Origin of the sequence: Streptomyces sp. NPDC049040 (assembly GCF_043197715.1) — a bacterium.
In the GTDB taxonomy this organism is placed as follows: domain Bacteria; phylum Actinomycetota; class Actinomycetes; order Streptomycetales; family Streptomycetaceae; genus Actinacidiphila.
This window is the reverse complement of the sequence record NZ_JBICTO010000002.1, coordinates 1-12,375: the sequence shown is the minus strand read 5'-3', so window position 1 is coordinate 12,375 and position 12,375 is coordinate 1. Positions and strand designations below refer to the sequence as shown.

The window sequence follows — 12,375 nt, the reverse complement described above, 5'->3', positions numbered from 1 at the left end:
TTCTGTCTGCCTCGGCCCTGCTGCAACGGCCATCGTAAGCGAGGAGACCAGCGCGCCGGGAGGCCCGGCGGCGGCAAAACGGTTTTCCCCGCCGACAGTCGCCCGGCGATACTCGGCCGGAGGGTCCCCAGACCCGCGCTGTCACACCATTGTCTTCCCCGCGGAAGGTGCGCCGAGTATGCAGCCCATCACTCTGACCACCGGGCGCCTGCTGCTGCGCGCGCTGGAGTCCTCCGACGTCGACGCCGTGCAGGCCGCCTGCCAGGACCCCGACATCCCGCGCTGGACGACCGTCCCGTCGCCCTACACGCGGGCGCACGCGGCGGATTTCGTCGAACGGATCAGCGTCGAGGGCTGGCGCGACGACACCCTCTACAACTTCGGCGTTTTCACCCGGGAGAACGGCGTCCTGGTCGGCTCGATGGGGCTGGTCAGGCTGGCGCAGCTGCCCGCACCCGGCCGGCAGGCGGAGCTGGGCTACTGGACGGCGAAGGAGCAGCGCGGCAAGGGGTACACCGCCGAGGCGGGGCGGGCCGTGTGCGACTGGGCCTTCGCCGCGCTGGGCGTGGAGCGCCTGGAGTGGTTCGCGGAGGCGGGCAACGAGGGCTCCCGGGCGGTGGCGCTCCGCATCGGCTTCGTGATGGAGGGCACCGTGCGGGCGAAGATCGTCCAGCACGGGACCCGCCGCGACGCCTGGAGCGCGTCCCTGCTGCCCTCGGACCTGGGCCGGGAGTCGGCAACCGCGTACCTGCCGCACGCCACCGCCGAGCCGGCCGCCTGACCCCCAGGAGCCCGCGGTTCCCGCAGGTCAGCGCCGATTGTCAGTGGGGCGTCCTACGCTTGCGGCCATGACAGCGCTGCCGCCGCCCCAGCTCTCCCTGTCCGCAGACGAGGCCCGCAGGATCGCCCTGCGCGCCCAGGGATTCCTCGGCGCCGCGGACCGGCGCGCCGGCACCCGCGGAGTGCTGCGCGCGCTGGGAGCCGTGCAGCTCGACACGATCTCGGTGCTGGCCCGCTCGCACGAGCTGATCCCCTACGCCCGGCTGGGCGCGGTCGGCAGGCAGGCGGTGGAGGAGGCGTACTGGTCGGACAACCACGCCTTCGAGTACTGGTCGCACGCCGCCTGCATCCTGCCCATGGAGGAGTGGCCGCACTTCGCCTTCCGGCGGCGGGCCCGGCGGGCGCGCGGCCACCGCTGGCATGTGCTGGCGGACGCCGAGAGGTCGTGCGCCGCCGTCCTCGACCGGCTGCGGGCCGACGGGCCGCTGACATCCACCGAGCTGGGCGGGGCGAAGAACGGCGGCCCGTGGTGGGACTGGTCGGAGACGAAGATCGCCGTCGAGTGGCTGCTGGACACCGGCGAGGTGGTCTGCACCCGGCGCCGCGGCTGGAAGCGGGTCTACGACCTGGCGGAGCGCGCCGTCCCGGAGGCACTGCTGCACGACGACATCGACGACGCCGAGTGCATGCGGCGGCTGGTCGCCCAGGCCGGCGCAGCCATGGGGGTCGCCACCCGGGCCGACCTGGCCGACTACCACCGGCTCAAGGGCGAGGACGTCTCCGCGGTGATCGCCGACACCGGCCTGGTCCCGGTCGAGGTCGCGGGCTGGGGCAAGCCCGCCTGGGCCGACCCGGCGGCGCTGGCGAGCGAGCCGCGCGGCAGGCACCGTACGACCCTGCTCTCGCCCTTCGACTCGCTGATCTGGGACCGGCCGCGTACGGAGCGGATCTTCGGCTTCACCCACCGACTGGAGGCCTACACCCCCAAGCCGAAGCGGATCCACGGCTACTTCGCGATGCCGCTGCTGGCCGGCGGCCGGCTGGTGGGCCGGGTGGACCCGGCCCGCGAGGGCACCACCCTGGTCGCCCGGCAGGTGACGCTGGACGGCCCGAAGGCGGTGCAGCCCGCTGCCGACGCCCTCGCGGAGGCGGCCGGCTGGGTCGGCTGCGTGGAGGCCCGGGTGGAGCGGGTCCTGCCCGAGACCCTGCGTGAGCCGCTGGTCACCGCGGTGAAGCTCACCCACGACCGCCGCTAGGGCCTGTCGCCCGCGGACCCGCAGCGCCGGGCCCGCGGGCGCCGGAAGCCGCGGGCGCCGGGTCAGCGGATCTCGAGGATCTTCTCCCGCATCGCGTAGACCACGGCCTCCATCCTGGAGTGCAGCTGGAGCTTCTCCAGGATGTTGCGAACGTGGTTCTTCACCGTGTTCTCGCTGATGAAGAGTTCCTTGGCGATGTCCCGGTTGTTCAGCCCGGTGGCCACCAGCTTCAGCACCTCGAGCTCCCGGTCGGTGAGCTTGGGCGCGGGCACCAGGCGCCGCTCGTCGGTGCGCTGGATCATCGACTTGAACTCGGTCAGCAGCTTGGACGCCATCGACGGGCTGATCTGCGACTGCCCGTCCGCGACCGCGCGGATCGCGGTGGCCACCTCGTCGGTGGAGATCTCCTTGAGCAGGTAGCCGGTCGCCCCGGCCTTGATCGCCTCGTAGAGGTCGGCTTCCTCATCGCTTATGGTCAGCATGATGATCTTGGCGCTGGGGGCCACCTCCTTGATGGAGGTACAGGCCTCGATACCGCCGCGGCGCGGCATCCGCACATCCATCAGAACGATGTCCGGCAGCAGGTCGGCCGCCTTGTCCACCGCCTCGGCGCCGTCCCCCGCCTCGCCGACGACCTGGATGTCCTCCTCCTGCGCGAGCACGATCTCCAGGCCGCGGCGGAAGAGCGCGTGGTCATCGACCACCAGCACCCGGATCGGCTCGGCCGGTGCCGGCTCGTCCGGACGTTCGTAGGGGCCCGGTCCGCTCCCGCCGGCAGCCCGGTGCGCGAAGTCCGGCATCAGATCCTCCCCCTCAGACCAGAGTCCACCACTGCTGGTCCAGCATTTCACGTCCGGGCGTGCTGGTGCCCCCAGGACGAACCCGGGGGCACCACAGCGCCCGCACTACCGTCAGGCGGCCCGGCTCACCGGCCCAGCGCCCCTCCGGCGCCCGCCGGGGCCTCGGAACCCGCCTCGTCCGCGTTGAGATGGATCACGCCGTAGTCGTAGCCGTGCCGCCGGTAGACCACGCTCGGCTGCTTGGTGTCGACGTCGACGAACAGATAGAAGTCGTGCCCGACCAGCTCCATCTGGTAGAGCGCCTGGTCGAGCGCCATCGGTGCTGCCGCGTGCGTCTTCTCCCTGACCACCAGCGGGCCCTCGCCCCGCACCTCGAGCGGGCCGAACCGCTTGGTCGGCACGCCGTCGGTCGAGGGGTCGCCCACCGGCTCGCCCTCGGCGTTCATGTACGCCGCGTCCGGAACCGCGGAGGCGACGTCCGATGCCGGGGTCCGTCCGTTCCCCCGGCGGGTGTGGCGCTTGCTCGCGGCCTTGCGCAGCCGCGCCTCCAGCTTGGTCACCGCGACGTCCAGTGCGGCGTACGGGTCGGCGGCCGCCGCCTCGGCCCGGACCACCGGGCCCCGGGTGTTGAGCGTGATCTCCACCCGGTCGGAACGGTCCGCCTGCCGCGGGTTGAGCTCCTTGGACACCTCGACGTCGAGGCTGATCACCTTGCCGTCGAGCTTCTGGATCTTGTCCAGCTTCTCGGCCACGTGCTTCCGGAACCGCTCAGGCACCTCGGTCTTGCGGCCCTTGACGACGATGTCCACGCAGAACTCCGTTCCCGGATCGCACCGGCTGACCGGCGGCGATCCCTTTCGCTGAGGCCGGCCCGGGTGCCAGTCCCGTCCGGCGCTGCGTTGGCTGCCGCTTCGCCCCCCGGGCTGACCGGGTACCGCGAAGCTGCGGCTTTCACCTCCTCCTGCCCCACTGGGAAGATCAACACCCCATGGTGTTGGCATCCCTCTCCCCCGAACATAGTCCCGGAGTGCGGAACTCGGCATCCGCAGCGGCGCGGTACGTCCGTTCGGGTGAACACGGGCCCGCGTCACCTGCGGCGATGCGCAAAGGAGTGGACTTCGGGGACATCAGGCCCCGCCACCACCGCCGCTCCCGCCACCACGCCTCCCGCCACCGTGACCGCCTGCGCGGCCACGCTCAGTGACGTCCCGGTCGTCATCAGATCGTCCACCAATACGACCGGTGCCGCCGCGAGCAGCACCGCCGAGCCGCCTGCCGCTTCCACGGCGCCGGCCAGATTCGCCAGCCGCCCGGCCGCGTCGAGGCCCGACTGGTCGGCGACCGCACGCCGCTGCCGCAACACCGTCACCGCTCTGGCGGGTGTCCCCTGGCGGCGCAGCTCGGCCGCCGCGGCATGGGCCATCCGTGCGGTGGCGTCATGGCCCCTCCGCGCCACTGCCCGCCGCGCGGAGGGCACCGGCACCAGCAGCACCGTGCCGGCGACGCCAAGCGGCCGTACAGCCGCGGCAAGGGCCGTTCCCAGCGGCCGGGCCAGGCCCAGCGCGCCTCTTTCCTTGTGCGCGAGGAGTACGGCGCGCACCTCGTCGCCATAACGCCCCGCCGCGAAGACCGGTGGCAGCCCCGCGGGCTCCGGCACCGGGCGCACCCGCCTTACCGAGGACGCGCCGCCCAGCAGCCCCCTGCACCGCTCGCACAGCTCCGTACGCGGGCACCCGCAGCCCGCGCAGTCCGCCGGCAGCACCAGTCCGGCGATCTCCCGCCACCAGCCCCGCATGACTCCACTGTGGCCACTGCGCGGCTCTGGCCGCCAGTCACCCGTCCGGGGCTGTGGACAACCCCGGACGCCGGCTGCCTCGCAGGTCAGCCCGGGTAGACCGGGCCGATGCCCTTGGGGGTGACCCTCTTCCAGTTCGAGTCGTCCGGCAGCCAGTAGACGCTGCCGTTGTAGGACGCCAGCAGCGGCCTGCTCTGCACCTCGGACGCCGCCACCGCAACCGCCTCACCGATGCTCTCCAGCGCGGGCGCCGCGGAGCCGTCGGTGTTCACGTACTGGATCTGCTGCCCGCCGCCGACGTCGCTGCCCAGCACCACCAGCCGGCTCGCGCCCGCCCAGGACACCGAGCCGACCGTCTCGCCCGCCGGTGTGAGATCACGCAGGTCCGTCACGCTGAACTGCGGCTTTTCCAGCGTGCCGCCCCGGTCGATCCGGCCGAGCTGAAGCCTCTTGACCCCGTGCTCGTCGACGACGAGCACGATCCGCACCCCGTCGGAGGCGACCCGCAGCGATTCGACCCGCCCGTCCAGCTTCGGCACGTCGACCAGGTTCGGCGCCCCGGTGCCGTCCCGCAGGACGTACAGCTTGGAGATCGCCGAACTGCGGTCGGCGATCCACAGGTCGCCGAGGCCGTCCCAGCTCGGTGCGCTGAGGCCGTTCTTCGGGTCCTGCGCGGAACTCGTCAGCTCCGACGTGCTGAGGGGATCGCCGTCGGTCAGCGAACCGACCACCAGCCGTCGCCCGTCGGTCTTGACGCCCGCGGCCATCTGCTCGTCGCGCCGCACCGCGACCGACGCCAGATCGGCCTTGGCCGAGCCGAACGGCCCGTGGACCGGATTGGCGTTCGAGGTGCCGTCCATCAGCTCGTAGAGCTGGTGGTGCTCGGAACCGATGAAGTACTGCCCGGCCTGCCCCGCCACCGGCCCGACCAGGTTCGCGGGACCGAAGTCGGCGGCCTGCGAGGCGGACAGCGAGCAGATGGTCGCGCCGTTCGCGCGCTGCACCTCGGCGGACGCCAGTTTCGCGGACGCCTGCCCCTGCACGGTGGCGAAGAGCTGGGCGGCCAGCCGTACGCACTGGTCCGTCTTCAGCCGGTCGGCCGCCCCGTTCAGCCGCACCTTGAGGCGCTGCGAGTCGTCGAGCGTGACGCCCTGGCCGGGGCCCTTGCCGTAGATCTTCAGGCCGGTGGGCGCCGCGGACGCGACCGCGGGAGCCAGCCAGTCGGTGGGGCCGCCGAGCAGCGTCGAGACGGTGGCGGCCAGCGAGTCGGTCTGCTGCTGGCGCAGATAGACCGGATCGGCGACCAGCGTCTGGTGGCGGGTGCCGGACCGATCGGCGTCGGAGCCCAGTTCGGCGAAGTAGTACATGTTGACGGAGTGGTATATCCGCTGGAAGTCGGAGGCGGACAGGATCAGCCCGTTGGGGAGCGCGCTGATCCGCCACTCGTCGCCCTGTCTGACCAGGTTGAAGGTGGTGTGGAAAGCGCCGTGGTCGGGCAGGTAGGCGTGCTTGGCGTCCACCACCGCGGCCTTGGACCCCGACACGCCGACGATGCTGCTCTTCGCGCTGGGACCGCTGTCCGTGCTGTCGAGGGCCTGCGGGCCGGCGGACAGCACGGTGATGCTGGAGAGCGGATTCCAGCGGTCCTTGAACTTCGTGGCCAGGTACTTCTTGGCCGTCGCGAAGTCGGGTTCACCGCTGGTGGTGGCCTCCAGGAAGCCGCTGACGATCTCCTCGGCGCTCTCGTCGGGGTGCGGCGGGATGCCGAAGACGCGCACCTGCGCGTCGGCGTCGGCCTGCTGCCCGTTGTCGACCTTGCGGACCTCGCCGCTGCTCGGCATGGAGGCGCATCCGGCCAGCAGCAGCGCCGCACACGCCGGCAGCGCACCGCCCCTGAGCACCCGCAGCGCCCGTCCCCCCTTCGCACGCATCAGACGTCGTCCTCCCGAACCGCTTCCTTGCGCTCCACCACTCGTGCCCCGTTGCCCGGCAAAGCCGCCGGATCCGCGGTCGCCGGGCGGGCCGGGGCCACACTCGGCATCGGCGGTATGAGCGGCGGCCGCAGCCGGCCGCCGTCCCTGCCATGGCCTTCGCTACCGATAGCGCCGCCGGCGCCGCCCACCCGCGGTACGGGAACGGTCGGTGTCGCCGAGGCCTGCGCCGCCGACGCGATCAGGCCGCGGTTGCGACGCGAGTCCTCGGGCTCCAGCGCTATCGGCGAGCCGCGCAGGCTGTCGCCCGCTGTCCGCGGCAGCGTCATGCGGAACTGCGACCCGCCGCCCGGCTCGCCCCATGCCTGGAGCCAGCCGCCGTGCAGCCGCGCGTCCTCCACCGCGATGGACAGGCCGAGGCCGGTGCCGCCCGTGGTGCGTGCCCGGGCGGGGTCCGCCCGCCAGAACCTGTTGAACACCCGCGTCGCCTCGCCGGGCTTGAGCCCGACGCCGTAGTCCCGCACCGCGACCGCGACCGCCCCGTCGGCCGTCGCGAGGCGTACCACCACATCGCGGCCGTCGCCGTGCTCGATCGCGTTGACCACGAGATTGCGCAGCACACGCTCGACCCTGCGCGAGTCGGCCTCGGCGATCACCGGCTGCGCGTCGCCGCGGATCACCACCCGGCTCCCCTTGCGCTCGGCCAGCGGCTCCGCCGCGTCCACCACGTGCCGTACGACGTCCCGCAGGTCTATCGGCTCCGCGGACAGCTCCGCGGCGCCCGCGTCGAACCTGCTGATCTCCAGCAGGTCGGACAGCAGCGACTCGAAGCGGTCCAGCTGGTTCTGGAGCAGCTCCGCGGACCTGGCCGTCACCGGATCGAAGTCGTCGCGACCGTCGTGGATGACGTCCGCCGCCATCCGCACCGTCGTCAGCGGGGTCCGCAGCTCGTGCGAGACGTCGGAGACGAAGCGGCGCTGCATCCTCGACAGGTCTTCGAGCTGCTGGATCTTGACCTGCAGATTCTGCGCCATCTTGTTGAACGACTCACCGAGCCTGGCGATGTCGTCCTCACCCGAGACCTGCATGCGCTCCTGGAGGCGTCCCGCCGCGAGCCGCTCCGCGATACCGGCGGCCATCCGCACCGGCGTGACCACCTGCCGGGTCACCAGCCAGGCGATGGCGCCGAGCAGCACCACCACGAAGATGCCGGCCGTCGCCAGGGTGCCCTTGACCAGGCCGAGGGTCTTCTCCTCCTGGTCGAAGGGGAAGAGGTAATACAGCTGATAGGTATTGCCGTTGGGGTCCGTGAGGCGTTTGCCGACCGCGAGCGCGGGCCGCGGCGGGTTGCCGTCATCGGTCATGAGCATCGTGTACTGCTTCAGGGCGCCGGTGTGCGTCTCGACCGCGTCGCTCAGCGACTTGGGGACGCTGGAGGGCAGCACATGGCTCGAGCCGCGCGACCCGCGGGCGTCGGCACTGCCCTCGCCGAGCCCGCCGCCCGCGTCGGCACCGGGGCTGAGGGTGACGATCCCGTAGACGCCGTTGCCGCCGCTCGCGAACTGGCTGACCAGGTTGTTGAGCCAGCTGCCGGGGTCGACCGGGGTGGGTGACGCCCCCGATGCCGAGCCGTCCTGTGCCTGACTGCCCTGGGCCGCCAGGTTCTGCGCGATGGAGAAGCCGCCGGCGGCTTGATTCTCCGCGGCCTTCTCCTTGGCGTCGAGCAGGCCGTTCTTGACCTGCCCGATGACGACGAAGCCGAGCAGCAGCACCACGCCCACCGACATCAGCAGGGTGAAGGCCACCACCCGCAGCTGGAGATTGCGCCGCCACAGCCGGGCAGCCGGCTGCAGCGGACGCCGTGCCCAGCGCACGCACGAGCGGATCACCGGCTGCAGACCGCGCATCGGGTCCGCAAGCCGGCTCTCCAGCCGCTCACGCTCGTACGACGCACACATCTCAGCCCGGTCCTGCCTTGTAACCGACCCCACGGACGGTCACCACGATCTCCGGGCGCTCAGGATCCTGCTCGACCTTGGAGCGCAGCCGCTGCACATGCACGTTGACCAGGCGGGTGTCCGCCGCGTGCCGGTAACCCCACACTTGCTCCAGCAGCACCTCACGGGTGAAGACCTGCCAGGGCTTGCGGGCGAGCGCGACCAGCAGGTCGAACTCCAGCGGGGTGAGCGCGATCGGCTGGCCGTCACGCTTCACCGAGTGGCCGGCCACGTCGATCACCAGATCGCCTATGGTCAGCTGCTCAGGCGTGGGCTCCTCGGCCCGGCGCAGCCGAGCCCTCACCCGCGCCACGAGCTCCTTCGGCTTGAACGGCTTGATCACGTAGTCGTCCGCACCCGACTCCAGGCCGACGACCACGTCCACGGTGTCGCTCTTCGCCGTGAGCATCACGATCGGCACACCCGACTCCGCCCTGATCTGCCGGCAGACGTCGATACCGTCCCGCCCGGGGAGCATCAGATCGAGCAGCACGAGATCCGGCTTGGCCTCCCGGAAAGCGGCAAGCGCCTTGTCACCGTCGGCGCAGAACGACGGCTCGAAACCTTCTCCGCGCAGCACGATGCCGAGCATCTCTGACAGCGCGTTGTCGTCGTCGACGACCAGGACACGTCCCTTCATACCGACCATCATCCCATTTGCATATCGATACTGGTGACCTTTCGTGATCAAGGTCACGCTATGCGACTATTGTCCCTGGTTGTACGTGGATGCGCTGCCCCCCAGTTGCAGCCTGTGGATAACTTGTGGACCAGTCCGCTCACAACGCACCACGGAGCGTCACTGAGCGGCCTTCTGGGCACACACCGACGCGAGGCTCTCGGCAGTCACCGGCGACACCACACCGTTCTCCGTGACGATCGCGGTGATCAGTTCCGGCGGTGTGACATCGAATGCCGGATTATAAGCCTGCGTACCGAGCGGTGACGGCGCCAGATCCGTCACCTCGCTCCCGGGCCGCTGTTCCACCTCGATCGCCGCACCGTCGGGAGTGGCCAGATCGACCGTCGTCGTCGGCGCAACCACGACAAAAGGCACCCCGTGGTAGCGGGCGAGCACCGCCAGCGGATAACTCCCCACCTTGTTCGCCGTCGAACCGTCGGCGGCGATACGGTCCGCCCCGATCAGCACCGCGTCCACCTCACCCGCCGTGAACAGCGACCCCGCGGCATTGTCGGCCAGCAGCGTGTACGGCATCCCGGCCCGCGCCGCCTCCCACGCCGTCAACCGCGCGCCCTGGAGCAACGGCCGGGTCTCATCCACCCACAACCGCCGCAGCTGCCCTGCCCGGTGGGCGGCCATGACGACGCCCAGCGCGGTCCCCTCGCCACCGGACACCAGGGCACCGGTGTTGCAGTGCGTCAGGATCCGGTGGCCGCCGCCAGGCGCCAACTCCGCGAGCAGCCGCATCCCGTGCGCCGCCATCGCCGTGCTCGCCGCCGCGTCCTCCGCATGCAGGCGCCGGGCCTCGGCCAGCGCGGTCTCGGCCCCCCGGTGCGGCGGAGCGGTGCGGAAAGCCGTCAGCGCGCGCTGCACGCCGTAGCGGAGGTTCACCGCCGTCGGCCGTGCGTGCGCCAGCACTTCGGCCGCATCGTCCACGTCGTAGCCGCGAGCCGCCGCAAGCGCTATCCCATAGGCCCCCGCGAGCCCGAGCAGTGGCGCCCCGCGCACCGCGAGGGAACGTATCGCCTGTACGAGCGCCGGCACATCGGTGCAGACCAGCTCGACCTCTTCCTGCGGCAGCCGCGTCTGGTCGAGAAGCACCAGGACGGGACCGTCGGGCGGCTCCTCCCATCGCAGCGCAGGGACCGTGCCATGACCGGATTCCGCGAGGTGATCACCCATGCGTCCAGTCTGCCCTGCCAGGCCCGACCTGCGGCAGCCCGTGACACGATGGCGACGAGTACCGACAGGACATACGAAAGGGCAGCCTCCGATGACCAACACTCCGGGCTGGGCCTCGCCCGGATCCTCCGACTCCCCAGAGCCGGACGGCGGCGACAGCCCCGAAGACACCCCCTCCGCGGCACGGGAGGAGAGCGACAGCACGCAGGAAGCACCGGCCGCCCCCGCGGCACCGCCGGTCAGCGGCGTCTGGTCGCAGCAGCAGCCCCCGCCCGCCCGGTGGCACACCCCCTCAGGCACCGACCCGCACACGACGGCCCCTGCGGCCCCGCGACCCGACGCGCCCGCGCCTCCGCAATCCGCGATTCCGCCGGACCCCGCCGCGTCCGGCGGAACGGCACCGCACCAGGCGCCCGCGCCGCCGCCCGACGGCGCCGGGCGTCCTGGCGGGGGTTGGGGACAGCAGTGGGCTCCTCCGCCGCCCCCGCCGCCGGAGCAGGGCGGTCCCCGCTGGGGACCCGCCGTGGGTCAGTACGGCGTCACGCAGCCCGGATACGCCACCAAGCCGCCCGCGCCGCAGCCCGGCGTGATCCCGCTGCGTCCGCTGGACGCGGGGGAGATCCTGCGAGGTGCCACCGCCACCCTGCGGCTGCACTGGCGGGCCGCCATGCTGCTGGCCTTCGCCGTCGGACTGGTGACCGAGAGCGTCAACGCGCTGATCAGCGGACTCCTTATTGATGACACACGAATTGATGACCTCAACCGCAATTCCAACCCCAGCGTCCACGACATCCTGCACGCGATCAGTGGCGCCGCCGCGGGATCCACGCTGGTCGTCGTGACCAGCATGGTCGGAATGATCCTCACCGCGGGGCTGCTCACCGTCGTCATCAGCCGTGCGATCCTCGGCCGGCCGGCCGCGCTGTCGAACGTCCGTCAGGAAGTCCGCCCCCGGCTGGCACAGTTGGTCGGCCTCGCGGTGCTGCTGCCCCTCGGGCTGTGCGCGATCATGGCGGTGCCCGCCATCCCCGGCCTGCTCGTCGCGCTGGCCGGCGGCGAGTCGAGCGGTGCCTCGCTCGCGTCGCTCGGGATGCTGGTCGGAGTCGTCGTCGCGATCTGGCAGTGGAACCTGTGGAGCCTTGCCGCGCCGGCGCTCATGCTCGAGAAGCAGGGCGTCAAGGCAGCGGTGAAGCGCTCGATGAAGCTCGTCCAGGGTTCGTGGTGGCGGGTCCTCGGCGTGCAGGTGCTCATGCTGCTGCTCGCAGGAATCGCGTCGCTCGTCATCCAGCTGCCCTTCGCCTTCATCGCGGACGCGGTGAGCGGCGACAGCATGGACAGCGTCTTCTCCGCGAGCGGGGACAGCAGTTGGACCACGATCATCATCGTGGCCATCGGCGGTGTCGTCAGCTCGTCTCTGACGCTGCCGATCAGTGCGGGCGCCGTCTCCCTGCTCTACGTCGACCAGCGCATCCGCCGTGAAGCCCTCGACATCGATCTGGGCCGTGCGGCGAAGGTCCCCGGATACGAGGCTCCCGCAAAGGTCGCCGCCGAGCGCTGAAAGCGGACCGGGAAACCGGACAACGCAGAAAGGCCCCGGCCCCCGAGACGAAGCTCGGGGGCCGGGGCCTTCTTCAATAATTGTTCGGCGGTGTCCTACTCTCCCACAGGGTCCCCCCTGCAGTACCATCGGCGCTGAAAGGCTTAGCTTCCGGGTTCGGAATGTAACCGGGCGTTTCCCTAACGCTATGACCACCGAAACACCATGAAACACACACCACACCCCCAGCACACCCGAACAAACGGGTGGGGGTGTGTGGTGGCTGGTTGTTTCAGAACCACACAGTGGACGCGAGCAACTGAGGACAAGCCCTCGGCCTATTAGTACCGGTCAGCTCCACCCCTTACAGGGCTTCCACATCCGGCCTATCAACCCAGTCGTCTACTGGGAGCCT

At 71.2% G+C, this 12,375-nt stretch carries 10 protein-coding genes and 2 rRNA genes; 3 read left to right on the top strand and 9 right to left on the bottom strand.

All coding sequences use genetic code 11. From position 1 onward, the window contains the following. The first annotated feature begins 178 nt into the window (after positions 1–178). Positions 179–781, top strand: coding sequence for a GNAT family N-acetyltransferase (locus tag ACGFMP_RS04995; RefSeq protein ID WP_393670351.1), 603 nt, complete (start codon positions 179–181; stop codon positions 779–781). 67 nt (positions 782–848) lie between these two features. Further along, on the top strand, positions 849–2,036 hold the full coding sequence (locus tag ACGFMP_RS04990; protein ID WP_393670350.1) for a winged helix-turn-helix domain-containing protein: 1,188 nt from the start codon (positions 849–851) through the stop codon (positions 2,034–2,036). Positions 2,037–2,098: 62 nt separating this feature from the next. Here the strand turns inward: ACGFMP_RS04990 and ACGFMP_RS04985 are convergent, their stop codons facing one another. The 7 genes from ACGFMP_RS04985 to mtnA all read right to left on the bottom strand — a co-directional run bounded on the left by ACGFMP_RS04985 (position 2,099) and on the right by mtnA (position 10,423). Next, positions 2,099–2,836 carry a response regulator gene (locus ACGFMP_RS04985; protein ID WP_393670349.1) on the bottom strand — a complete coding sequence of 246 codons (738 nt, stop codon included), beginning with the start codon at positions 2,834–2,836 and terminating at the stop codon, positions 2,099–2,101. 125 nt (positions 2,837–2,961) lie between these two features. Then, positions 2,962–3,645 carry a ribosome hibernation-promoting factor, HPF/YfiA family gene (hpf, locus tag ACGFMP_RS04980; RefSeq protein ID WP_393670348.1) on the bottom strand — a complete coding sequence of 228 codons (684 nt, stop codon included), beginning with the start codon at positions 3,643–3,645 and terminating at the stop codon, positions 2,962–2,964. A gap of 278 nt (positions 3,646–3,923) precedes the next feature. Next, a complete protein-coding gene (locus tag ACGFMP_RS04975; protein ID WP_393670347.1) occupies positions 3,924–4,631 on the bottom strand; it encodes a ComF family protein in 708 nt (235 codons plus the stop codon). Positions 4,632–4,717: 86 nt separating this feature from the next. Beyond that, positions 4,718–6,562, bottom strand: a complete 1,845-nt coding sequence (locus ACGFMP_RS04970; RefSeq protein ID WP_393670345.1) for an LpqB family beta-propeller domain-containing protein — start codon at positions 6,560–6,562, stop codon at positions 4,718–4,720. Then, positions 6,562–8,469: an MtrAB system histidine kinase MtrB gene (gene mtrB / locus ACGFMP_RS04965; protein WP_393671325.1), complete on the bottom strand. Its 1,908-nt coding sequence runs from the start codon at positions 8,467–8,469 to the stop codon at positions 6,562–6,564. The genes ACGFMP_RS04970 and mtrB overlap by 1 nt, the downstream gene beginning before the upstream one ends. Before the next feature lie 52 nt (positions 8,470–8,521). After that, on the bottom strand, positions 8,522–9,211 hold the full coding sequence (gene mtrA, locus ACGFMP_RS04960) for an MtrAB system response regulator MtrA (RefSeq protein WP_274037345.1): 690 nt from the start codon (positions 9,209–9,211) through the stop codon (positions 8,522–8,524). 147 nt (positions 9,212–9,358) lie between these two features. Then, complete coding sequence (gene mtnA / locus ACGFMP_RS04955; RefSeq protein ID WP_393670344.1) at positions 9,359–10,423, bottom strand: S-methyl-5-thioribose-1-phosphate isomerase; 1,065 nt, start codon at positions 10,421–10,423, stop codon at positions 9,359–9,361. Between the two features lie 91 nt (positions 10,424–10,514). Between mtnA and ACGFMP_RS04950 the strand changes: the two genes are divergently transcribed. Continuing rightward, the gene (locus ACGFMP_RS04950; RefSeq protein ID WP_393670343.1) at positions 10,515–11,981 is read left to right on the top strand and encodes a hypothetical protein; all 1,467 of its coding nucleotides are present in this window, start codon (positions 10,515–10,517) and stop codon (positions 11,979–11,981) included. A gap of 82 nt (positions 11,982–12,063) precedes the next feature. Here the strand turns inward: ACGFMP_RS04950 and rrf are convergent. Together rrf and ACGFMP_RS04940 are read right to left on the bottom strand one after the other, a co-directional pair. Beyond that, a 5S ribosomal RNA gene (gene rrf / locus ACGFMP_RS04945) occupies positions 12,064–12,180 on the bottom strand. Between the two features lie 101 nt (positions 12,181–12,281). Further along, positions 12,282–12,375: ribosomal RNA gene (locus ACGFMP_RS04940) — 23S ribosomal RNA — on the bottom strand; the annotation flags it as partial.